23 protein-coding genes are annotated in these 22,634 nt (G+C 63.7%); 7 read left to right on the forward strand and 16 right to left on the reverse strand.

The window, feature by feature from the left end:
• Nucleotides 1-84: 84 nt before the first annotated feature.
• Nucleotides 85-747 (reverse strand): glutathione S-transferase family protein, encoded by a 663-nt coding sequence (locus tag IVB50_RS19835; RefSeq protein ID WP_018455191.1) that lies wholly within the window; start codon nucleotides 745-747, stop codon nucleotides 85-87.
• 124 nt (nucleotides 748-871) lie between these two features.
• Here IVB50_RS19835 and IVB50_RS19840 point away from each other — a divergent pair, with 124 nt between their 5' ends.
• From IVB50_RS19840 to IVB50_RS19850, 3 genes are all read left to right on the forward strand, one after another.
• On the forward strand, nucleotides 872-1,585 hold the full coding sequence (locus IVB50_RS19840) for a DUF599 domain-containing protein (RefSeq protein ID WP_018455192.1): 714 nt from the start codon (nucleotides 872-874) through the stop codon (nucleotides 1,583-1,585).
• A gap of 1,111 nt (nucleotides 1,586-2,696) precedes the next feature.
• Nucleotides 2,697-3,962, forward strand: a complete 1,266-nt coding sequence (locus tag IVB50_RS19845; RefSeq protein WP_247297037.1) for a glycosyltransferase — start codon at nucleotides 2,697-2,699, stop codon at nucleotides 3,960-3,962.
• Nucleotides 3,959-5,011: an HlyD family secretion protein gene (locus IVB50_RS19850; RefSeq protein ID WP_018455193.1), complete on the forward strand. Its 1,053-nt coding sequence runs from the start codon at nucleotides 3,959-3,961 to the stop codon at nucleotides 5,009-5,011. Before IVB50_RS19845 ends, IVB50_RS19850 begins: the two co-directional genes overlap by 4 nt.
• Before the next feature lie 1,180 nt (nucleotides 5,012-6,191).
• Here the strand turns inward: IVB50_RS19850 and IVB50_RS19855 are convergent.
• The 4 genes from IVB50_RS19855 to mgtE all read right to left on the reverse strand — a co-directional run bounded on the left by IVB50_RS19855 (nucleotide 6,192) and on the right by mgtE (nucleotide 10,177).
• Nucleotides 6,192-7,175 carry a hypothetical protein gene (locus IVB50_RS19855; RefSeq protein WP_018455195.1) on the reverse strand — a complete coding sequence of 328 codons (984 nt, stop codon included), beginning with the start codon at nucleotides 7,173-7,175 and terminating at the stop codon, nucleotides 6,192-6,194.
• Between the two features lie 49 nt (nucleotides 7,176-7,224).
• Nucleotides 7,225-8,043, reverse strand: a complete 819-nt coding sequence (locus IVB50_RS19860) for an aldo/keto reductase (protein WP_247297038.1) — start codon at nucleotides 8,041-8,043, stop codon at nucleotides 7,225-7,227.
• A 172-nt stretch (nucleotides 8,044-8,215) separates the two neighbouring features.
• Nucleotides 8,216-8,533, reverse strand: a complete 318-nt coding sequence (locus IVB50_RS19865; protein ID WP_018455197.1) for a helix-turn-helix domain-containing protein — start codon at nucleotides 8,531-8,533, stop codon at nucleotides 8,216-8,218.
• 222 nt (nucleotides 8,534-8,755) lie between these two features.
• Nucleotides 8,756-10,177 carry a magnesium transporter gene (mgtE, locus tag IVB50_RS19870; RefSeq protein ID WP_018455198.1) on the reverse strand — a complete coding sequence of 474 codons (1,422 nt, stop codon included), beginning with the start codon at nucleotides 10,175-10,177 and terminating at the stop codon, nucleotides 8,756-8,758.
• A gap of 116 nt (nucleotides 10,178-10,293) precedes the next feature.
• Here mgtE and IVB50_RS19875 point away from each other — a divergent pair, with 116 nt between their 5' ends.
• Together IVB50_RS19875 and IVB50_RS19880 are read left to right on the forward strand one after the other, a co-directional pair.
• A complete protein-coding gene (locus IVB50_RS19875) occupies nucleotides 10,294-11,067 on the forward strand; it encodes a polysaccharide deacetylase family protein (protein WP_162496377.1) in 774 nt (257 codons plus the stop codon).
• A gap of 190 nt (nucleotides 11,068-11,257) precedes the next feature.
• Nucleotides 11,258-12,589: a polysaccharide deacetylase family protein gene (locus IVB50_RS19880; protein WP_018455200.1), complete on the forward strand. Its 1,332-nt coding sequence runs from the start codon at nucleotides 11,258-11,260 to the stop codon at nucleotides 12,587-12,589.
• Between the two features lie 3 nt (nucleotides 12,590-12,592).
• Here the strand turns inward: IVB50_RS19880 and IVB50_RS19885 are convergent, their stop codons facing one another.
• Nucleotides 12,593-12,967: a hypothetical protein gene (locus tag IVB50_RS19885; protein WP_018455201.1), complete on the reverse strand. Its 375-nt coding sequence runs from the start codon at nucleotides 12,965-12,967 to the stop codon at nucleotides 12,593-12,595.
• Between the two features lie 287 nt (nucleotides 12,968-13,254).
• Between IVB50_RS19885 and IVB50_RS19890 the strand changes: the two genes are divergently transcribed.
• A complete protein-coding gene (locus IVB50_RS19890; RefSeq protein ID WP_240543306.1) occupies nucleotides 13,255-13,512 on the forward strand; it encodes a hypothetical protein in 258 nt (85 codons plus the stop codon).
• A 21-nt stretch (nucleotides 13,513-13,533) separates the two neighbouring features.
• Here IVB50_RS19890 and IVB50_RS19895 read toward each other — a convergent pair whose 3' ends face one another.
• The 7 genes from IVB50_RS19895 to IVB50_RS19925 all read right to left on the reverse strand — a co-directional run bounded on the left by IVB50_RS19895 (nucleotide 13,534) and on the right by IVB50_RS19925 (nucleotide 17,595).
• Complete coding sequence (locus IVB50_RS19895; protein ID WP_018455203.1) at nucleotides 13,534-13,722, reverse strand: hypothetical protein; 189 nt, start codon at nucleotides 13,720-13,722, stop codon at nucleotides 13,534-13,536.
• 10 nt (nucleotides 13,723-13,732) lie between these two features.
• Entirely contained in the window at nucleotides 13,733-14,062 is a 330-nt protein-coding gene (locus IVB50_RS19900; protein WP_007611368.1) for a four-helix bundle copper-binding protein, read from the reverse strand.
• A 101-nt stretch (nucleotides 14,063-14,163) separates the two neighbouring features.
• Nucleotides 14,164-15,108, reverse strand: a complete 945-nt coding sequence (locus IVB50_RS19905) for a cation diffusion facilitator family transporter (RefSeq protein WP_018455204.1) — start codon at nucleotides 15,106-15,108, stop codon at nucleotides 14,164-14,166.
• Between the two features lie 18 nt (nucleotides 15,109-15,126).
• Nucleotides 15,127-16,032, reverse strand: coding sequence for an NAD(P)/FAD-dependent oxidoreductase (locus IVB50_RS19910; protein ID WP_026232902.1), 906 nt, complete (start codon nucleotides 16,030-16,032; stop codon nucleotides 15,127-15,129).
• Nucleotides 16,029-17,105, reverse strand: coding sequence for a flavodoxin family protein (locus IVB50_RS19915; RefSeq protein ID WP_018455206.1), 1,077 nt, complete (start codon nucleotides 17,103-17,105; stop codon nucleotides 16,029-16,031). Before IVB50_RS19915 ends, IVB50_RS19910 begins: the two co-directional genes overlap by 4 nt.
• Before the next feature lie 80 nt (nucleotides 17,106-17,185).
• Nucleotides 17,186-17,386 (reverse strand): hypothetical protein, encoded by a 201-nt coding sequence (locus IVB50_RS19920; RefSeq protein ID WP_026232903.1) that lies wholly within the window; start codon nucleotides 17,384-17,386, stop codon nucleotides 17,186-17,188.
• A 2-nt stretch (nucleotides 17,387-17,388) separates the two neighbouring features.
• On the reverse strand, nucleotides 17,389-17,595 hold the full coding sequence (locus IVB50_RS19925; protein WP_018455208.1) for a hypothetical protein: 207 nt from the start codon (nucleotides 17,593-17,595) through the stop codon (nucleotides 17,389-17,391).
• A 309-nt stretch (nucleotides 17,596-17,904) separates the two neighbouring features.
• Here IVB50_RS19925 and IVB50_RS19930 point away from each other — a divergent pair, with 309 nt between their 5' ends.
• Nucleotides 17,905-18,189, forward strand: coding sequence for a hypothetical protein (locus IVB50_RS19930; protein WP_018455209.1), 285 nt, complete (start codon nucleotides 17,905-17,907; stop codon nucleotides 18,187-18,189).
• Nucleotides 18,190-18,236: 47 nt separating this feature from the next.
• Here IVB50_RS19930 and IVB50_RS19935 read toward each other — a convergent pair whose 3' ends face one another.
• The 3 genes from IVB50_RS19935 to IVB50_RS19945 all read right to left on the reverse strand — a co-directional run bounded on the left by IVB50_RS19935 (nucleotide 18,237) and on the right by IVB50_RS19945 (nucleotide 22,501).
• Nucleotides 18,237-18,449, reverse strand: a complete 213-nt coding sequence (locus IVB50_RS19935) for a hypothetical protein (RefSeq protein ID WP_018455210.1) — start codon at nucleotides 18,447-18,449, stop codon at nucleotides 18,237-18,239.
• A gap of 138 nt (nucleotides 18,450-18,587) precedes the next feature.
• Nucleotides 18,588-19,334, reverse strand: a complete 747-nt coding sequence (locus tag IVB50_RS19940; RefSeq protein ID WP_018455211.1) for a Crp/Fnr family transcriptional regulator — start codon at nucleotides 19,332-19,334, stop codon at nucleotides 18,588-18,590.
• The gene (locus IVB50_RS19945; protein ID WP_018455212.1) at nucleotides 19,334-22,501 is read right to left on the reverse strand and encodes a CheR family methyltransferase; all 3,168 of its coding nucleotides are present in this window, start codon (nucleotides 22,499-22,501) and stop codon (nucleotides 19,334-19,336) included. The genes IVB50_RS19940 and IVB50_RS19945 overlap by 1 nt, the downstream gene beginning before the upstream one ends.
• Nucleotides 22,502-22,634: the final 133 nt, after the last annotated feature.

Raw genomic sequence — 22,634 nt, forward strand, 5'->3', positions numbered from 1 at the left:
CCGTGAGGTCCCTCTCCCTGCCGACCATCCTGGCATGGAGCGCCGCCGGCTTGCTCGACGTCGAGCGAGGCCGATCACCGCAGATTACACGTTCTCGAACTTTTCGATGACAAGCGTTTCGGCGAGCGCGTCCCGGGTCCATTCCTGGAACGCCGGAAGCGCCAGCATCGTGTCCATGTAGGCCTTGGTCTCCGGCGTGACCTCAATCGCGTAGGTGCGAAAGCGGTGCACGACCGGGGCATACATCGCATCCGCTGCGCCGAAGCGCCCGAACAGGAACGGTCCATTGGCGCCATACCGGGCCCGACATTCGCGCCAGATCTCCTGCACGCGCGCGATATTGGCCTCGGCGTCCGCCGACAGCGTCACGGGGCGCACCGGACGGTGCAGGTTCATGCCGCATTCGTTGCGAAGGGCCATGAAGCCGGAATGCATTTCGGCGCACACCGAACGGGCATGGGCGCGCGCGGCGGCCTCGTCCGGCCACAGCTTCACTTCCGGATAGCGCTCGGCGATGTATTCGATGATGCTGAGCGAATCCCACACCGTGATGTCGCCATCGACCAGCACCGGCACCTTGCCGGCGCGGCTGAACGAGATGATCTGCTCCTTGTCCGCGGGATTGTCGGTGTAGAGCGGGATGAGGGTCTCCACGAACGGAATGTCGTTGGCGCGGAGCGCGAGCCAGGGCCGCATCGACCATGACGAGTAATTCTTGTTGCCGATTGCGAGTTTCAGCGCAGCCATGTCATCAGTCCTTCTCGATACGCCTTGAAGCGAGCCGCTTTTAACGCCATCGCCTGCCGCCAATCAATCGTTGCTGCACCTCGCCATGCGTGGCAAGCGTTGCGATCCTCTCCGGGAGACTGACATGAGCAGGCATTGGGTCGACATCACAGCCGTCGGCTTCTTCATCATCGAATGGCTGGTCTACGCCCTGACGCTGGAGCAATCGGCCTATGGCCGCGACAGCCTGTCGGCGCGCATGAACCGCTACCGCGAGGTGTGGGTGCGCCGGCTACTCGACCGCGACGCGCGCATGGTCGACATGCAGATCATGGCCTCGTTGCAGAACGGCACCGCCTTCTTCGCCTCCACCAGCCTGATCGCGCTCGGCGGCGCGCTGGCGCTGCTGCACGCGACCAACGACGCGATCACGATCTTGAGCAAGCTGCCGATCGATCTCAGTACCTCGCCGGCGATGTGGGAGCTGAAATGCGTCGGCCTCGTCCTGATCTGCGTCTATGCCTTCTTCAAATTCGCCTGGTCGTACCGCCTGTTCAACTATGTCGCGATCCTGTTCGGCGGCATGCCGGCAGCCGCGCAGCGTGACACGCCGGAGGCCGAAGCTCATGTGATCCGCACCTCGCGCCTGTTCGAATCCGCCGGCCGCCATTTCAACCGCGGCCAGCGCGCCTTCTTCTTCGCACTCGGCTATCTCGGCTGGTTCGTCAGCCCCTGGGTGTTGTTCGTGACCACGGCAACCGTGGTGATCGTGACTTGGCGGCGGCAGTTCGCCTCGAGCGCGTGGGAAGCGATGGCGCCGGAGGTGGTGAATGGCGAGGAGACGCGGCGCGGTCCCTGACGCGCTCGTGTTGCGGCTCTGCAGTGCACCGCTGAGTAGCGGTGCGTCCACAAGAGCGAATGTGGCGCACCCTCTCTCCACATCGTCATTGCGAGCGCAGCGAAGCAATCCAGAATCCCCCCGCGGCGGCAGACTGGATTGCTTCGCTGCGCTCGCAATGACGGAGCATGAGGCGGCAGCGCCACTTTTCCAGCTCGCATCTTGAATTGCGACTATAGCTTCGCACCTTCGCGGCGCATTTTGCCCGAGTCTGGCCACTTCACCCTCTTGTCCCAAGAGGCACAGGGAAGTCTGCGGTCATAGTCCTAAGCCGGCGTCTCGATCTGCTATGTGCAGCGATTGCCGCATGGAACTCCCTAAAGTCGCTTTGATCTATCTCAATTCTCTTACAGACGCGGGCATCAACTTGAGAGAGTCGCGTCATCGCTCCGCCGCGCCGGCCGGGCGGTTGGGCGCTTCCAGGGAGCTCGATATGATCAAGTCGCTCGGAATTGCCACATTCGCCTTCTGCTTCGCAGTATCGGCTCAGGCGATGACACCTGCCCCGATTGCACAGCCCGAAAGCCTCGTTACGGAAGTTGCTGCTGCCTGCGGCGTCGGTAGGACACGTATCAACGGCGTGTGCGTAGCACGGACGACGGTCCGTCATACCCGTCGGGCGGTCCGCAGATGTGTGAGAGGAACAACGTGCTGATTGCTTGTCCTTCAGGACAATACCGCAAAGTGGTCTCGCCATGATTAAAATAGAAGAGTACCGACCCCAACGGTACATCAACGGCCCCCGGCCTCAGCCCTCCAGACTGAGGCCGTCTTGCGCCTGAAAGGTTGGCCGGACCGGTCACCTTGTCGGATTTATCGACCCGGCAACAGCATGAAACCGCAATGCTGATGCCAGCAGGCCAACAAAATCAAAACTCGAGAGCACGCTTCCATCGTCAATTGGCCAAGCCGATGCTGGAGGTGAATAGCGCAGACACACAAAGCAAATGTTTACGCAATTTACCACTCGACCATCAACGCGATGGTCTTCATTTTCCCATCTGATAATTGCCTTGCGCGCCTTGTTTGGTCGGATGCTCGGAATGGTCCTTTCGCAGCGGAGGTGGCCGGCATGTCCGAAATGGTAGAAGTGCTCGCCGGAACGAGTTTGTTTCTGCTCGCCTTCTCGCTGCTGATATTCGACATACCCCGCTACACCTTATCGCTGGTGTCTCTTGCTCTGTTCAGCTCGAAGCGGCGAAGCGCCAGTGGGACGGTTTGCGAGGCGACGGTAAGCGTGATTATCCCGACCTTCAACGGCGGCTCCGGGCTTGCTCCTTCGATCAGCTCGCTGCGCCGGCAAACCCTGCGACCTGTCGAAATCATCGTCGTCGACGACGGCTCCACCGACCAAACACGCGCGGTCGCGGAGCGGGCGAGAGCGCAGGGGCTGGTTGATATGGTCATCTGCCGTGGGACCCGCTGCGGCCGCAGCGCTGCCATCAACGCTGCAGCACGGTTTGCCCGCGGCGATCTTCTTCTGACCGTAGATGCCGACACTGTCTTCGAACCGAACGCGGTTGAGCGCCTCGCGGCTGCGTTCGGCGATGCGCTCGTCGCCGGCGCAAGTTGCAACATCGCGATCAGCAATGAGCGCGATTCGATATGGACAGGACTTCAAAGCGTCGAATACCTGATGTCGATCACTGCGGGGCGGTCGATCCTCGACGTGGTGGATGCGATCGCGTGTCTGTCCGGCGCCTGTTCCATGTATCGGCGGGATATCTTCACGCAGCAGGGCGGGCTCGACGTCGGCCCTGGCGAAGATATGGAGTACACCTTACGGCTCCGCAGGCTCGGCTATGTCATTCGGTTCGTGTCCGACGCCTGGGCGGAAACAGCCGGCCCCGCAAGCGGCATCAGTCTGTTGTGCCAGCGCGCACGCTGGGATCGCGATGCTCTGCGCATCCGTTTCATGATGTATGGCGAGCTGAGTTTTCGCCATCCGCTAGAGCGTTTACCGGACACGATCCAACGGCTGGATTTCATCGTCTTCGATCTCGTTCCGACGCTCAGCCTGCCGTTCTACTTGGCTTACATTGTGCTGTTGTTCGGCCCGGATGCCGTGTTGTTTCTCTCGGCGCTCTACCTGCTGCTCCTCTGGATCTCGGTCTTCAATATGGCACTCGTGTTCGCCCTATTCCACCGATCCGTCGGAAACTTTGGCTGGAAGATGGCGCTGATCTTTCCCTTGTACCAGGGCGTCTATCTGAAATGCGCGCGGTTCTTTTCCTACTCTTCGGAAATCATCTTTGCCTCGTCGCGGAACGATGATTTCGTGCCACCGCGCGTTCGCTGTGCACTATTCGGAGATCGGACAAAAGAGTTGGCCAAATGACGGTGGCCCTGACGCGACTCGATCCGCATATTCCCGATCCTATCGAGAGCCGTCGGCGCGCGGCCGGACGGACCGTCCGCGCCGCCTATGCGACAATCGTATTCGGCATACTCGCATTCTTTGTCGTGTATTTCGGGAGGCCAATTCTCTATCTCGGCGGCCCGGGCAGCGTGTCCTCGCCAAGATATTTGGTTTCACTGCCCTACATCGTGCAGATCAACAGCATCACCGTGGTGAGAGGTGGATCGGTCAAGGCCGGCGAAGAAATCGGAAGGGTGCGGTCTCCGCAGCACGATGAAATCGTCGCTACTTATATGCGCTCGCTCGCGGACATCGCCGGCCGCAAAGCGGAACTGCGTGTCAAAGCCCGGGTTGCGCGCGAATCTCTCAACGCGGCGCGCTCACATCTGCAGCTTGCTGAGGAAGCTGTCCAACTTATCGCAACCTCATCGGCCGCGAGCCTGAATTACCGCATTGACATGTCGCGGGAGCGCGCCCTGGCGAACAAAGCCGTGGTCTCGCAGGAGGCGGAAGCCGCCGAGGCCAGCACTCAATTGGCCGCTCTCGACGAATTCAGCCGGCAACTTTCTGATTGCCTCGAAAAGGTTGAAAGCAGCTTTGCCGACGGAAGAGTCTTTTCACCCATAGCTGGCATCGTCGCGAACAATCCAGCGCGTGCCGGCCAGTCACTGGTGGCGGGCACTCCGATCGCAGAAATTCTCGACCCCACCGATGTCTTCGTCGACTGGTACGTTCCCAACGAACGCCTGTCCGACCCGAAAGTCGGCAACGAAGTCTTTGTCCTGTTCGGCAACCGGCGAATTCTGGGCGAGATCGTGGAAATTCTGCCGGTGTCAGACGTGTACCCCGGAGCGGGCTCATCGGCGGCGCGCGAGCGTACCGCCTCGCAAATCGCGCGAATTCGGTTCAGCCCAGGCGCGCATCCCCCGGCGCTGAACTCGGCCGTCGACGTTCACATGCACTACACACAACTCAGCGCGCGCATCGCTTCCATGCTGGTGAAACTATTCGGGCTCGACGAGCTGTGAGAGGGAGCGAGGTGCAGCATGCAGATCGAAGCGAACCAAACGGGTTGCCCGGCTTGCGGCTCCTCCGCGCTGATGTTGTTTCCAGTATTCCACCACATGATCTGCGCCTATGTTGGTCCGGAGTATGACTTCACGCCAAACATCGCGGGATATACGTGCCCGAAGTGCTGCCGCGACATTGTGTCGGCCGACCCAGCTTGCGAGATCGTGGGCACTAGCGCGCGGTGCACAAGGTGTTGGGTCGAGATGGTGGTGTCCCCAGCGTGTGCTCCGGCTGACTTGTAAGGATTAGCGGCGATCTCGGCTTATCCGTCGCTCAAGTGCGACTGCGGCGAGCAGAGTTGGACAGAGAACAAGCATAGGGTAGCTTCAGCAGCCAGGTAGAGCTGCCTTGGTCGGTAGCACGATGCCCGACTGTAACTACGATAGTTTCAACGGTCTCGCCTGTCTCCACAGGGCGAGTGAAGTTTGAGACAAATGGTTGCAACTCAATCGGTCAACAATGCCGCGCGAGTTGACGAAGGCGGAATTTTCACCACTTTTCCCAAGCGCGCCCGCGCTCCCACACACGGCGTTCTGGACCCAACGCGGTTGGCCGACATTGTGGCGATGGTCGCCGAGCAGGCACAAACTGCATAGACACCCGGTCGTAGCGGAGGCATCATAGCACCCGGTTGGCGTGTATCGGAGGACACCATGATCAGCTTGATCCGCGTTTTCGATATCGCCGTACTCACGTTGGGCATGTTCAACGTCTTGCTGGTGGCATTGATTATCTTTGCATTTTGATGCTCCCGCCGACGCGGCAATCGCCGTGCACGCGCGGCGGCTGCGCTTCAATTTCGCCGCCCGACTCAGGCTGAGGTTGTATTCGCTGCCGGCGTCTCGTCTGTGGCGGTTTGACAGGCGGCGCCGTGACGAAGCTTTGCAGCGCCGCTCGTCGGCACGAAGCTTTGGGCTCACAGAGAGCAATCCGCCCTGCCCTTGGCCTCTCGCACCCGAACGCTGCCGCGTCCACCGCAAGCCGGCTCGCGAACATGACGACCACAAGATCGCCCCTCAAGGATGAGCCGGGATGGCCAACACATACGCCGTGTCCGAATTTCGGCAAAGTGGAATATATTTGCGAAGATGGATTGACAGCAGAGCGACAAAGCAAGGCCGTAGCCCAAGCGAGAGTTTAGCCGCCGAAATCCCGCGGGCTGAACGGCAGGTCCATCACCTTCCATTCCCCGTATTTGTCGGCCGGCAACATCTTGTAGGGCTGGCAGGCCTGAAGCGCGCTCATGGCGGACTTCACGAGCGCGACGCCCTTTGCGGACGGCGGGGCTTCGATCAGGATCGGCTCGCGCGCCAGCGTGCCGTCGGTCGCGAGCACGGTGCGCAGTTTGATGTTGACGTTGTCGGTCGGCGCGACCCCAGCCGGCAGCTTGGCGCAGCTTCGCAAATGACGACGCAGCTCGGCGATGATTTCGACCGGCAGCTTCGCCGCGATTGAATCCTTGGCATCGCCGCCATCGTCTTTGGAGGCGTCTTTCGGCAGCTCCGTCGGCAATTCCGGCGGCAGGCCCAGCATGACGCCGTATTTGACAGTGACGTCGGGCTCCGGCGCCTGATAGGACGGCGGCGGCGCGGCCTCCGGGTGCTGCATCGCTTGTGGCAGTAGCTGTGGCGCCGGGGGCTGCGGCGTCGCCTGAGGCGGCGGCGACTGCGATGGCTGAGGCTGTGGCTGTGGAGGCTGCGGTTGCGGCTGCGCATTTGCCTCGCGCTGCTGCGGCGTCTGTGAAGGCTGTGGCTGCGGCTGTTTCTGCTGCGGCGGTTCAGGCGAGGCCTGCTGCTTCGAGGACTGTGCCGCAGCCTGCTGCTTCGCCTCGGGCTTCGGCGCGGCCGCCGCCTTGTCCTTATCGTTCAAATCGAACTTCGGCAGTTTCAGGTCAGGGGTCGGCTCCGGCGGCTTCGCCTTGAGTTTTTCCCCGGTCTTCTCCTCGGCTTTGGCCTCCTCCTGCTTCACCTGCTCCGGCGTCACGATGCTGACGGAAACCGATTCGGGCGGGCTGGCGTGAAACGGATGGACTTCGCTGATCACGATGATCAGCGCGACCAGCGTCAGATGGGCGATCGCCGACGCTGCAATGTCCGTCCGTATGATCTTCCGCAGTTCCATCGCCTGACTTCAGGTTGCCAAGCTGGTCCTAGCATACGGCAGGCCCCTCTCAATCCCATTTTGGCGCGAAGGCGAAATCGGTCAGGCGGCCCCTGGGACTGGCCAGCGCGGCGATCTGGGCCATCTCGTCGTCCGAAAGCTCGAAATCGAAGATCTCGATGTTTTCCGACAGGCGTTCGACGCGCGAGGTGCGCGGGATCGCAGCAACATTCTGTTGCACCAGCCAGCGCAGGCAGACCTGCGCCGGCGTCTTGTGATGCAGACGCCCGATCTCGGCGAGCGTCCGGTCGGTCTTGATCCGCCCCTTGGCGATCGGGCTGTAGGCGACCAGCGCGAGCCCGTGCTGATCGCAGGCCGCCCTCACCTTCGCCTGGTCGAGATAAGGGTGGTATTCGACCTGGTTGCAGGCCAGCGGCTCCGGCGACAACGCCACCGCCTGCTCGATCAGCGCCACGGTGAAATTGGAAACGCCGATGTGGCGGGTCAGGCCCATGCGCTTGGCATGCGACAGCGCGCCCAGCGTCTCCTCCAGCGGCACGTGCGAATTGGGCCAGTGCAGCAGCAGGAGATCGACGGAGGGAAGTCGCATGCGCGCCAGGCTCTCCTTGACCGAGCGCTCGAGATCGTGGGGCGCGAAATGATTGGTCCAGACCTTTGTCGTCAGGAAGATGTCGTCGCGGCGCACGCCGGAGGCGCGCAAGCCGTCGCCGACCTCGCGCTCATTCTCGTAGACCTGTGCGGTATCGATGTGGCGATAGCCGAGCCGCAGCGCCGGCTCGACCACACGGGTGCACATGCGCCCGCTCAGCTCCCAGGTCCCCAGCCCGATCGCCGGTATCCTTGCGCCATTGGTCTCGACGAACAGCATGAGGAATCCTCTCTGTCGCGGTCGCCCCAAATCATGATCCAGGCGTCATTATGAACCCGGCTGGCAACACTGCCAACGGGCGACACCGGCCGCCGGGTCGGATCTTGCGCGCAATGCTAACGGGAGGTTCGTGCCAGGCCTTGACGTCAGGCCTTGAGGTCAGGCCTCGAGCTCAGGCTTTGGCGAGCGCCTGGAATACGGTGTCAGGCGCATGCGCGATCACAGCGAGCAGCGCGCGGGCGGGTCCCCGCGGGGCCCGCTTGCCCTGCTCCCAATTGCGGATGGTCTCGACGGGAACGCCGAGCTTGGCCGCGAACTCCATCTGGGTCAGGCAGGCACGGCGGCGCAAATCGCGCACGGCGAGCGAGCTGGTGTCGGGCGGCGCTGCGTTAGGTACGGGCTGGATTGGAAACGGCTGGACCGGAAACTCCTGCCCATCCCGCAACTCGACGATCCGTCCGTCCGCCTTCAACCGCACACGCATGCTCATTCCCCCAAGCAAGGCGATGATGCGGCAGCTCGCTTAAGTTCGGATTAAAGATGATGGCTGCGTATACGGTCTCGTGCCCCGGACGCAGCGCAGCGCTTCTTCAGCGGTGCGCTGCAGAGCCGGGGCCCATGTCGCTGCAATACTGTGCCGCTTCTGGGTCCCGGTTGCGCAGCAACGCCAAGGGCGTTGCAGCGCGCCGGGGAGACGAGAGTGCGTGTAGCCCTACCTCAACCCGAACCACAACGTCGCGATGCCGAGGAAGGAGAAGAAGCCGACGACGTCAGTGACGGTTGTCACGAACGTGCCGGAGGCCACGGCCGGATCGGCCCTGACACGTTCGAGCGCCATCGGGATCAGGATGCCTCCGAGTGCGCCGGCGAAGAGGTTCACGATGATGGCGAGCCCGATGACCAGGCCGAGGCCCGGGATCCTGAACCAGGCCACCGCAGCGACGCCCGTGATCACGGCAAAGGCGAGACCGTTGACGAGGCCGACCAGGCCCTCGCGCACCACCACGCGCCAGGCATTGGAGGAGCCGAGCTCGCGCGTCGCCAGCGCCCGCACCGCGACCGTCATGGTCTGGGTCGCGGCATTGCCGCCCTGGCTTGCGACGATCGGCGCCAGCACGGCGAGCGCCACCATCTTCTCGAGCTGCCCCTCGAACAGGCCGAGCACGGACGACGCCAGAAAGGCGGTGGCGAGATTGACCAGCAGCCAGTTGAACCGCGCGCGTGCAATGGTGAACACGGTGTCGGACAGCTCTTCGTCGCTGTTGACGCCGCCGAGCGCCTTGAGGTCCTCGTCCGCCTCTTCCTCGATGACGTCGACGACGTCGTCGACGGTGATGACGCCGACGAGGCGGTCCTGGGTGTCGAGCACCGGGGCTGCGACGAGATTGTACTTGCCGAACATGCGCGCCACCTCCTCCTGGTCCTCCAGGACGGAGACGCGGCGGCGATCCTCGTCGGTCAGCTCGGCAAGCGCCACCGGGCGGCGGGCGCGCAGCAGCACGTCGAGCGAGACCGCGCCTTGCCAGTGCTGCTCCTTGTCGACGACGTAGATCTCGTAGAACCGGTCGGGCAGATCCGGCGTCTCGCGCATGTAGTCGATCGCCTGCCCCACGGTGAAATCCTGCGGCACTGCGATGAACTCGGTCTGCATCCGGCGGCCGGCGGAGTTCTCCGGATAAAGCAGGCTGCGCTCGAGCACGACGCGCTCCTTGAGCGGCAGCTTCTCGAGGATCTCCTCCTGATCGGCCTGATCGAGCGTTTCCAGCAGCTCGACCGCGTCGTCGGATTCGAGCTCGCGCACACCTTCCGCGACCGTCTGCGGCGGCAGTTCCTCGAGGATCTCCTCGCGCACGCCCTCGTCGAGCTCGTTCAGCGCGGAGAAGTCGAAATCGCGCCCCGTCAGCTCAACCAGGCGGACCCGATCGTCGGGCTCGAGAGCCCCAATGAGATCGCCGAGATCGGCCTCGTGCAGCTCGGCAACGCAGGCGCGCAGCGCGGCGCTGTCGCCGGCCTCGATCGCATGGGTAATTTCCGCGACGAATTCGTGACGAATTTCGCCGTCTTCATTGCGCATCGGCACGTGGTCGAGTACCGATTCCGCGGCAGATGCGGCACCGTCCAGATGTTCATCCATGGCGCGCCTCGCCGTTCGACAGGTTGGAACGAGTGGTCTGAGCTGACGGTTCAGGCAATACCCACAAGGCAACTCTGAGCGCAATGACAAAGATGCTTCGACTGAGGTGGACCTCGATGTCGGCAGGCGCAGCCCTCGCCGCCCTCACCGGCATCGCCTCGAGTGAAGCCGCCGAGTGCCCGCGCAAGGACGCGCTCGGCACCTCCCGCATTCTGAGCGTCGACGCCAAGACCGCGCCGCGCGTGGGCCTGAAGAGCTTTCCGCAGACGCTGGAGCTTGCCGATCACGAGGTCGTGCTGACCTTCGACGACGGGCCGCATCCGCCGACGACGTCGAAGGTATTGGTGGCACTGGCGCAGGAATGCGTGCGCGCGACCTTCTTCCTGATCGGCCTGCACGCCTCCGAACACCCTGACATGGTCAAGCGCATCGCGCGCGAGGGCCACAGCATCGGTCACCACACCTTCTCGCACCCGTTCATGGCGCGCATTCCGTTCGACAAAGCGAAGAGCGAAATCGACCGCGGCATCGCGGCCGTCGAGCTGGCTCTGCACGGCACCTCGACAACGACGCCCGCGACCCCGTTCTTCCGCTTCCCCTATTTCGAGGCGACGCCAGCCGAGCTTGACCTGCTCCAGTCCCGCGGCATCGTGGTGTTCGGGGCCGACCTGTGGGCCAGCGACTGGAACGAGATGACGCCGGAGCAGGAAATGAAGCTCGTCACCGAGCGGCTCGCCGCCGCCGGCAAGGGTATCATCCTGTTCCACGATCCCAAGGCGCGTACGGCTGCGATCATGCCGGCCTTCCTGCGGTATCTGAGGGAGAACCGCTATCGGGTGGTTCACGTCGTGCCGGCGGGTGCATCACAGAAGAGTGCCGACGCGCATTGATGCCGGAATGTCACGCCGGTGCAAAATGGGGTGATTTGGGCCCTATTAACAGTCTGTTCATGCTACGCCATGCAAGTATCAAGGGGACTTGTCGCGGCAGGGTTCTGGGTAACGGTTCTTGCGCCTGAACCGTTTGCCGATGTCTCCGACCTACTATGGCGGCAATCGCTTAAGAGGGCAGACGGGGTTCATGATCGGAAGTAGCGTTGTTGCTCGGACGCGATCGTGGATCGTCCTTTGCCTTGGCAGCTTCCTTGGCAGATTTCTTGGCGGATTCCTTGGTGTCCTGACCATCGGCTCGCCGGCCATTGCGGCCGACTGCCCCGGCCATCCGGACGCGCTCGGGACCTCCCGCACGCTCGTGGTCGATCCGCACGAGCATCCCCGCATCGGCACCATGCAGTACCGCGAGACGCTGCCGCTGAAGGACCATGAAGTCGTCCTGACCTTCGACGACGGTCCGTTGCCGAAATATTCCAACCAGGTGCTGCAGATCCTCGCCGACGAGTGCATCAAGGCGACCTTCTTCATCATTGGCGAACAGGCCAAGGCGAACCCGGAAGGCGTGCGCAAGCTGGTCGCAGCGGGCCATACCGTCGGCACCCACAGCATGACGCATCCGCTCACAATGGACCGGATGCCGCTCGACAAGGCCGAGGCGCAGATCAATGGCGGCATCGAGTGGACATCGGCCGCAATGACCGATCCGTCCAAGCTCGCGCCGTTCTTCCGCATTCCCGGCCTGATGCGCGCCGACGGCGTCGAGAACGTTCTGATCTCGCGCGGCATCCAGGTCTGGAGCGCCGATTTCCCGGCGGACGACTGGCGCCATGTGTCGCCCGATCGCGTCTATCAGCTCGCAATCCAGCGGCTTGAGGCCAAGGGCAAGGGCATCCTGCTGCTGCACGACATCCAGGCCCGCACGGTGGCGGCGCTGCCGAAGATCATCCGCGACCTCAAGGCGCGCGGCTATCGCATCGTGCACGTGGTGCCCGCGACCGCCGAGCAGCTGGCGACGCCGACAACGCCGGTGGAATGGCTGCTGCATCCGCCGACCGAGACCACACCGATCGCGCGCTGGCCGGCCGTGCCGAACTTCGTGTTCGCGCAGACCAAGACGCTTCCGGCACCCTCGCTGGCCGACCTCAACGCACAGGCCGCGCACCAACCGCTGCTGCCGCGCAAGACCATGGCGCTCGCCAATGTCGCGGCCACCCTGCCCGCGCCTGGCCGCGATCTCTTTGCGATCCCGGAAGGCTCGGTCGAGGTGCTGCTGTCGACGACCTTGTCGCGGCGCGCCGCGACGCGCCTGGCAATGGCGGCCGAGACGCCTCCTGCGGCCAAGGTCAAAGCCGGCAAGTGGCACGCTCGCCGCACCGCGCGCGCTGCTCATGGCACACCGAACCACGCCGCAGAGACCGAGGGCACTGCAGCCAAGAGCACTGCCCCCAAGAGCGCCGCGCCCAAGAGCACAGCGCCGCGCCCGACCCGTGTGGCAAGCCTGAAGAAGCGCGCGCAGTAGAGCTTACTGTCGCATGATGTTGGCGACGCAGAGCAATACGATCAGCGCCAGGAAGAACAGGTCCATATAGGACTTGACCTCGCCGTCGCGCCGCAGCCGGGCGACGTCAACCACGACCTGCTTGCGCACACTCGTTCCGCCAGTGCCGTCATTGAGCGGAGCCTGAAGGCGCTTGGTCTCGGCTTCCAGCTTCTCGATCTTCTGGTAAAAGTAGAACGCCCGCAGCGTCGAAGCTGCGCGCATGCCGGTATAGACCAGCACCAGGATCGCGATAATCGCCCGGTTCTGGTACTTCTCCATGAAATTCAGGCTGAAATAGACCATCGCCATGAATGCGAAGTTGGTCACGAAGCGATAGACGAAGCTTAAAAAGACCATGCGGGCTTAAGCCTTGAAGGGTGGCGCAACCGACCGTGTTGCAAATGCGGGGATCAGGAGCCCAGACCGGAACAGCCGGCCTGAATGCCATGCAGCCCCGTCTACGCCAACTTTGTTTCAACAAAGATACTATTGCCCCGGCGATGCCGCCTTTTAGCCACGCCCGGCCATAATGCAAGCCGGAGCCCCGGCCGTCGAGCCGTCCGCGCGCCTGTTGGCTGCAACGGCTCCTTGGAGATTTGGCGGAAGTCCCGATAGACTGGGGTCGCCACATGTGGGGTCTGCCGATGCCGAAGAAGGGAATCACCGGCCACGACGACTGGGTTCTGACCGAGGCGCTGGCGACTGCGCTGGTCGCGCTGGAGCAGCTCGACACCAAGCACCAGCCGAGCGCGCATATGGACGACATCCGCAAGATGCTCGCGAACGGCAAGGAGCCGGCGGCGGTGACCCTGCATCTCGCCCAGGCCAAATGCCGGCTTTTTCCCGACCTCGATCCGCTGGAGATCTACCGGGAATACGGCATCGGCGAGGAATATGGCTGAGGGCGCCGTTGACGGCCGGACCTAAGGCCCGCCGGCGACCGATCCGGCGATCACCATGACCAGCGCGGCCAAGTCGATCTTGCCGTTGACGATCAGCTCCTCCGAGGCTTTCGCGTCGTGCGCCCGTTCGACCTTCAGCGATTGCGGCCGGTTCGCCGCCTGCCGCTTCAGCTCCTCGACGATGGCTTCCGTGAGTTTCTCTTCCAGCATGGGCTTGTCCTCAGGCCGCCATCGCACGGCAGGATTGCGCGCAGGAGCGGCACATGGCGACGCACTCGTCCATGCCGCCGACCCGTTCGCAATCCTCGGCGCATTCGCTGCAAATTTCGGCGCATTCGCCGCATGTGTGCCGGTGATGCGGCGTATTGATCAGCATGAAATGCGCCGCCGTCCGGCACATTTCGGCGCACGCCATCATCAGGCGGAAATGCTTGGGCTCGACGTGCTTGCCGCCGGTCTCGAGGCAATGGTTCATCGCGGTGCCGAGGCAGGTCTGATAGCAGCTCATGCAGAGCGCGATGCAGCGCGTCATGTCTTCGGATTGAGCCATCCGGTGTCTCCATTGCTCGCCCCCTGCACCGGTCAACCAGGGGGATGTTGTGATCGTTCCTGCCGTCGTGCCGATTGTGACGTCCAGGGAACCTCGCAAAGCTAGCCGTAACGCCTGGCGCGCACCGCCCGGTAGCGAGCATCGGTCTGCGGCTTGATGAACAAGGCGGCCACGCTTGGATGGCGTTTGCGTATCTCGGTCTCGATCGAAACGACGCATCGCTCGATATCGTCGGCGCGCTTGTCGTCCGCAAATTCGATGCTGAGGGCCGCAACGATTTCGGCCGGCGACAGCTGCACCGTCAGCAGGCCGTTGGCCCTGAGCACGCCGGGCGACCGCCTTGCGATGTCGAGGACCGATCGCGCAAGTTCCGGATCGGCGGGCTCGCCGATCAGCAGGCTCTTGCTCTCGCGCGCGAGACCGATCGACACGATCGCCAGCAATATCCCGATCATGATCGAACCGATCCCGTCCCAGACCGGCTGGCGCAGCCATACGGCCGCGGCAGTGGCCGCCGCGGCAATGGCGATGCCGACCAGCGCCGCGCTGTCCTCGAGCAGCACCATGAATGCCGGAGGATCCTTGCTGCGAACGAAAGCCTGGTAATACCCGAACCGCTGGCCGTCGGAGCTGAAGCGCCGCAGGGCAACCAGCCAGGAACCGCCTTCAAACAGGAACGACAGCCCGAGCACCACGAAGCTGACGATCGGACTTTCGATCGGCTCGGGTGCGGCGACATGCAGAATGCCCTGATACAGCGAGACACCGGCGCCCAGGGCGAAGATCAGCAGCGCAACGATGAAGCTCCAGAAATACAGCTCGCGCCCATAGCCGAGCGGATGGGATTCGTCGGGCGAGCGGCTCGCGCGCCGGTAGCCGTAGAGCAGCAGGATCTCATTGGTCGTATCGACGAGCGAATGCACCGCTTCGCTCGTCATGGCCGAACTTCCCGTCCACGCGGCGGCGCCGATCTTCGTGACCGCGACCAGGACATTGCCGAAGAGCGCCGCATAGACCGCGGTCTTCGAGGATGATTCTGTTGCCAATGTCCGATACCCCGTTCCTCATGCCAGCCGCCGCGGCAGGCTGTTGTGGATCGTGCAGGCGGCGAGCGCGGCGTGGCCGAACGCGACCGATATCTGGTGCAGGTCGGTGACGACGTCGCCGATGCCGTAGAGCCCGTCGACCGAGCTGCGCTGATGGTCGTCGACTTTCAGATGGCCGTCTGCGGTGTGTTCGGCCCCAAGCGTCATCGCGAGATGCGAGCGCACTTCCGCACCCATCACCGGGTAGACCATCTCGAATTGCGCCGTCCGGCCATCGGCGAAGACGGCTTCAACGCCGTCGTCTCGCCGCCTCAGGCGCAGGCCGGGCGCGACGACGATCTCGACACCGGCTACATTGAGCTCCGCTGCCGCGGGCTTCCCGTCATCCTCGCCCGTTGCCAGCAGCGTCACGTCGCGCGAGTAGCCGCGCATGAAGAGCGCCTTGCCGGCGGCGCGGTGAAGCGGACCGACGATGCCGATGCGACGGTCGATCGCCTCGAAGGCGTCGCAAACGGGACAGTAGCGCAACAGCCCGTCCGCGACGGCCGCGCGCCATTCGTCGAACGGCGGATGGGCGTCGACGATGCCGCAGGCAAGGATGACGGTGGCGGCCGTATGCGCGCCGCCGTTCCAGATCGCCTGAAAACCGTGATCGTGTCGTCGCAAGCTGGTGACCTCGGCATCAACGCGCGTGACCGCGAGCTCGCCCAGTTGCGCGGACATGCGCGCGAGCAGGTCAGTGCCGGAGAGGCCGTGGACGAAGCCCGGCACATTGTGACTGCGCGGGATCAGCGCCGCCCGGCTCGCGCCTGCGTCCACGACACAGACGCGGCGCCGAAATCGCGCGAGGTAGATCGCAGCCATCAGCCCGGCCGGGCCGCCGCCGACGATCAGGCAATCATACGGCTGATCATTCGCCATCATTTGGGGTTTGGATCCGACAGGCCCGCACCGGGCTCGCGAAGCTGTCCGCTCCGCGCCAGGCGGACCGCGTTGCCGAGTGCGCGCGCGACGTTCTGCACCTCCGTCTGGAATGCCCTGTCGTCATCGAGGTCGCGGTGCGAGGTGGCGTATGGCTCCATGTAGCCGACATAGCCATCGAGCTCGGCGAAGCGGCCCGCCGAGATCAACTGCATATCGGTCAACCAATCCGACAAGGCCCGGCGCACGCCCTCGGCACCGACCGCATCGCCGTGAACGACGAGGCCGAAATGACGGCCGGCGAGATGGCGCGGATAAGGCCAGCCCTTCAGCTCCAGCGCCTTCGCCTCGGCCGCCTTCTTGCCGTGGGTCGAGGTCGGATCGGGATTGCCGCCGTCGGCGCAGACCATGCGGTCCATCATCGCCTTCAGTCCGGCGGGTACGTGATACCAGTTCACCGGCGTCACGATCAGGATGCCGTGGGCCGCGACCCACAGCGGATAGATATCGTTCATCCAGTCGTCGGTCTGCCCCAGCGAATAGTTTGGATAGCAGCTGCACGGCCAGTGGCAGAGCGGCATCGCGGTTCCGACGCAGGATTTGCAGGGATGGATCGTCTTGCCGAACTCCGAGGCCAGGCGCGACAGGTCCAGGATGTCGACGGCAAACCCAAGCTCGGCAAAGACCGGCTCGGCGAGTTCGACCAGACGCCAGGTCTTGGACATCTCGCCGGGACAGGTGTGCTCGCTGCGGGCCGAGCCGTTGATGATGAGGATGCGCGGCGTCTCGTCCGCATCGTCATGGCGTCGCTGCGCCGCCAGGATCTTCGCGCGCGCATCGAGCCAGTCGATGGCGATGTCGTAATCGGGATCGGAGAATCCCGCGCCCGCCTTTCGCGTCAGCGGGGCCTTGCGTGAATCGCTGTAGGCGTCCCAGGCCGCGCCGACGATGGCGTCGAGCTCGCGCTGGAGCGGTGCAAAGGCGGGATCGACGAACCGGCTCCTGTAGCGGCGCTCGAAGGCCTCGCGCGAGAGCTTGACGGGCGGCATCCCCTTGCGAATGTCGGCTTCCGTCATGCTGGCTCCTCGCGAGGTCGGTACAGTTCGACCAACCCGGGGCGCAGCGCGCGGTTCCTTCTCGCTCTCCTCTCGTCGCCCTACTGGCGGACAACTTCCGGCGGCACATCGAACTGCGCGATGCGCTGGTCCAGCCGCCACAGTTCGATGCGGTGCACCAGCACGAGCGATGCGGCCTCGCGCTTGGCCTGCTCATCATCGTCGCAGACCAGGTTGATGCATCCAAACACATGCCCGTCCGGATCGATCTGGAACGCGCGGTAGTGCTTGATGCTCCGCATCGTCACCCTCCCCGTCTCGGGTAGACAGGTTCGCTCAGCCAGTCCGTCAGGTTCGAGGTCACCTCGTTCTGCTTGGCGCGCTGAAGCAGCATGTCGCGCTCCTTGCCGGGCGGCAGGCTGCGCGCACGCTCGCGAGCGGTTTGGGCGAATGCCGCCAACCGCTCCTGGAGCGATTGGGTCTGTTTCCTGCGGTTGCGTTTCGCGGTCATTGTACTTTCACAAAGCCCTTCAGATGGAAGGATTGGGATGGGAGGAATTGGCCCCGGCGGGAGGTCGGCGCCGGGGCCAGAGTTTCGTGCCGGTTGGGGCGGCCCAGCCCGGCAGTGTTGGCAGCTTCGGCCGCAACCGCAGGTTCCGGCATTTCAATAAGTTAACGGTGCGTGATTTTGCTGGTGCGAAACGAAACGGCCGAGCAGCGACGGATGCGCGCATTCCCTTCGCGCGCCGGCACTGCCTCGAGTGCGCCGGAACCGAAATGCTGATTCGCTTATTGATGAGGGACTTGAAGGAGGATCATCATGGTGAAAGCAGCATGGAAACAACCGGGTTCACCGATCGGCCGCAAGGGCCCGCGCAAGGCAAACCCCGCGTACAAGCGGCGGGCGCGCGAACGATGGACACCTGCGGACGTGAGCAAGCTGAAGCAGCTCGCAAAAGGAAACACGCCCACGGGCGTCATGAGCATCAAGCTGCAGCGTCCGGTCGCGGCCATTCGCAGCAAGGCGCAGCGCGAAGGCATTTCGCTCAAGCCCGTCAACCGCTCGCCTTACAACAGGCGATCCAAAGCAGCGAAGCGGCGCTGAGCGAGGCACCCATCCCGGCGCAGCTAGACGTTTAGTGTCGTCGGCTCCTATTCCGACGGCGCGCGGTGCCGGAGATCCTGTCCTTCCCGGTCGTCGCGGAGGGCCTTGAGCTCCGAGCGCAACATCGCGCTTTCCATCACCACCCGGCGCACCTGGCGCGTGGCGTGATCAAGCTGGTCCGCGACCGCTCTGCGCTGCGCCCGGAGGGCGCGGCTTGCTTCGATCGCGCGCTCAGCGCGGGCAAGCAGGACGTCGTTCATGGAACGACAATACAGGATTCGGGACGAAACTGCCTTTACGTAAGTTACGTCAATTACTCAAAACCAGCCATCCGCTCAAAAAACATTCGCGAACGCTAACCTGGATCAAGTACGACCGTTCCCCAACCGAGCAAACGCTTAGCTCCGTCGATAGAGTTGCAGATAGCTCGGCGAGAACAGCGCCGCGTCCTTGAGCGCATCGAGATCGGTGATGGTCAGCGTGCGATCGCGCAGCACGATCAGACCGGAAGCACGCAACTCCTGAACCGTGCGGTTGAGATGGACCACCGACAGGCCGGTGGCGTCCGCAAGATCCATTTGCGTCACCGGCATCACGCAGGAATTGCCCTCGACCATGCCGACAGGACGCAGCCGCTCGATGATTTCGCAGAACAGATGGGCCACGCGTTCGAAGGCCACCCGGCGGCCGAGATTGATGGCCCATTCGCGCTGGATCGCGTTGTTGACAAGCGTCTCGCACCAGAACGCTTCCGCCAGCGCGCGGTCGCTCGCCACCAGACTCTCGAACCGCGCGCGCTTGATTTCGGTGTAGACGACCGGCGTCATCGCCGCGATGGAATGATCCATCACCGACAACAGGAACGCGTGCGCGTCGCAACTTTCGCCGGGAAAGAGAAAATTGACGATCTGGCGCCGCCCGTCCTCGAGCGTCTTGTAGCGGCAGAGCCAGCCCGACAGCACGAGGCGCACGCTGTCGACCGGATCGCCCTCCGAGATCAGATCCTCGCCCGCTCCTGCGCGCTGGATTCCCTCGAGCATTGCATATTCGAGCGAGGTGCGGGCCTCCGTCGACAGCGGCCTCAGCACGTTCAGCCGGCGAATGACCGGGTCCACCTGGCTGCGATCTAGCGTCGACAAGGGCATCAGCTGGCCACCGCCGGTGTATGAAACGCCCGCTTGCTGAGGGGAATGGTGATCGTGCATTCCAATCCCTTGGGACTGAATGCCAACCTGGTCTGCCCCTTGAACTCGAACGCGAGTGTGCGCTCCAGAAGCTCGGTCCCAAATCCTTTGTGCGGCGGCGGCGCAACCGGCGGCCCACCGCGCTCCCGCCACTCGAACACCAGCTCCGCCGGGTCGGTGCCCTGCTCGAGGCGCCAGGAAATCTCGATGCGACCGTTCGGCCGGCTCAGGGCGCCGTATTTGAGTGCGTTGGTCGCGAGCTCGTGAATGGCAAGGGCAAAGGTTTCCGCTGCCTTCGACTGAAAACGCACCGGGGGACCGCTGACACGTACCTGCTCGCCCTCCCTGGCATTATAGGCCAGCATCTCCTCGACGGCGAGGTATTCGAGATCGACGCCGCCCTCGGGATCGCGGGTCACCAGCGCCTGGGTACGGGCGAAAGCGTTGAGCCGGCCGTCGAGATGAGAGGCAAACTCCTCGACCGTCGAGCTCGTATCGGCCGTGCGACGGGCGATCGAGCGCACCACGCCGAGCGTGTTGCGGACCCGATGCTGGAGCTCGGCCAGCAGCAGGCGCTGCCGCTCCTCGGCGCGGGTCATGGCGGTGATGTCAACGAAGGTGATCACGACCCCGGCGATGAAGTTTTCGATGCTGCGATAGGGCAGGATTCGCACGATGTAGCGCGTGCCGCTGTCCGGCGCCCTCAGCTCGCGCTCGGCGCTGGCAAGCGTCCGCAGCACGCTGCGAACGTCGTCATAGAGGTCCTCGATCGGGACGCGCGCCTTGATGTGCGCGATGGGCCGGCTAATGTCGGTTTCTACGAGATGCAGAATTTGCGTGATCGCCGGCGTGAAGTTCATCACGCGCAACTCGTTGTCGAGGAATACGGTCGCGATCTGCGTGCTCTCCAGGAAATTCCGGAGGTCACTGGTGGCGCGCGTCAATTCCTGGACGCGGTGAGCAAGCTCGCCGTTGACGGTGGTCAGCTCCTCGTTGACCGACTGCAATTCCTCGCGCGAGGTTTCGAGTTCTTCGTTCGCGGACTGGAGCTCCTCGTTGAGGGACTGGTATTCCTCGTTCGAGGACTTCAGCTCCTCATTGGTGCTTTCGAGCTCTTCGATGGTCGCCTGAAGGCGCTCCCGCGTCGCCCGCAGCTCGCCTTCGATACGCTCGACATGCTCGGTCTGCACCAACGCATTGGGCTTGCCTGCGCCGGCATCGATGGCGCGCACCGGGCCGTCCTTGAACAGGACGACAAAATTGCGATCGCCGCTGCCGCTCTCCTGGATCGGCTCCACCGTGATGTCGACGGGAATGTGCTGGCCGTTGGCGCCGAGCTGCACCTGTTCGGCATGGGCGGGCTCGTTGGTCTCCGCCGCGCGGCTGAGCACCGCCCGCAGGTCCAGGCGGAGATCGCGGTGGACGAGTTGGAGCAGATCGAGCGTGGCGGCGCCTGCCGTCGGCTCGATGTAGCGTCCGGTGCGCCCGGAAAAGTGCAGGACCTGAAAGTTGCTGTCGGCGATGACATAGGCGGGCGCATAGCGCTCCGCGATCCGCTGCGCGCGACGCTCCAGCCCGATATCAGGGCGGAAGGAGCGCGCCGGCGCTATCTCGAGGTTTGCCCTCCCCGCGGCGGTCGTGATCGGAAATTCCGGCGGCAGCCGGGTTCCGGTCTCGAGCTTCTTGAAGATGCGGGCGCGGCGGTCGACCGGTACGAACAGTTTTGGATGCCGCGTGACGTTCTCGGAATTGCCGAGGAACAGGAACCGATCCGGCAGAAGGGCGAAGTGGAATAACGGGATCACCCGGTTCTGCAATTCGGCATTGAGGTAGATCAGCAGGTTGCGGCAGGAGACGAGATCGAGCTTGGAGAACGGTGCGTCCTTGATCACGTTGTGCTGCGAGAAGATGCACATCTCGCGCAGCTCCTTGACCACGCAATAGGTGTCACCTTCGCGCACGAACCAGCGCGCCAGGCGCTCGCCGGTCATCTCCGCTTCGATCTTGGTGCGATAGCGGCCGACGCGCGCAGCCGCCAGCGCCCGTCCGTCGATGTCGGTCGCGAAGATCTGAACCTGCGGTGGCGAGTCCATTTTGGCCATGTACTCGCGCAGGAGGATAGCGATCGAATAGGCCTCCTCGCCGGTTGCGCAGCCGAGCACCCAGACGCGAACCTGCTGGCTCGCGTCCTTGCCTTCGAAGAGCTTCGGGACGATCTGGTTCTCCAGCACCTCGAATTCACGCTTGTCGCGGAAGAATTCGGTGACGCCGATCAAGAGGTCGTTGAAGAGGTGCTGCGCCTCGTCCTGGTCGTTGCGCAGGAAATCGACGTAAGCGGAAATGTCGCCGATCTGGACCACCTGCATCCGCCGCTGCACGCGACGCAGGAAGGTGTTCTGCTTGTAGCCGTGGAAATCATTGCCGGTCTTGCTGCGCAGGATGTCGGCGATGCGCGACAGCGAGGTCGCTGCAGCGGCCAGCACCTCATCGAACCCCTGCTTCTCCTCCAGCCGCCGCAGATGACGGGCATAGACCTGGATGTGCTCGGCGATGTCTTCGGCGGTCAGCACGTAGTCGGCGATCGCCGCCGGCGTATCGGCGTCCTTCAGATGATCCGCGTCGTCGCTCGCGCCTTTTTCGGCGATGGCAAGGCCGCCGTGGTCCTTCAGTGTCGCGGTACCCAACGTGCCATCGCCGCCGATGCCGGACAGGATCACGCCGATCGATTGCTCGGCGCGTTCTTCCGCCAGCGACACCAGGAAGCTGTCGATCGTCGCCCGCTCGCCGGGCGCCTGCTCGGCCGGGCGGACGCCGAAGCGACCGTCCTGGATCGTCGTGATCATCGCCGGCGGGCACAGATAAATCGTGCCACCCTCGATGGTCTGGCCGTTGCCGACGTCGGAAATCTTGCCACCGTGGGAATTTCGCACGATCTGGCGCAGCCGCGGCTCGTCGAGGGCCTCATGATGCTGGAATGCGAGCACGACGGCCTGGTCGGCGCTTACGGTCAGCCTGGAAAAGAACCGCTCGACGCTATCCAGAGCTGTCGGCGCGGCGCCCACCCCGATGATCAGCGGAGACCTGGTCTGGCGCTCTCTTTCGACCGACTGGTCGCCGATTTCATGCATGGTCTCGGTAGCTCTCATTCATTGACGGGAACCAGAGGACGCCCGCTCGCCGCAAATAGCAGAATTGATATTATCCCAACAGGTGCAAGGCGGAAACGTCACGCTGCGTTCCGTACAGCGAGCATTGGGCATT

The sequence above is a fragment of the Bradyrhizobium sp. 87 genome, assembly GCF_023073015.1.
In the GTDB taxonomy this organism is placed as follows: domain Bacteria; phylum Pseudomonadota; class Alphaproteobacteria; order Rhizobiales; family Xanthobacteraceae; genus Bradyrhizobium; species Bradyrhizobium canariense_D.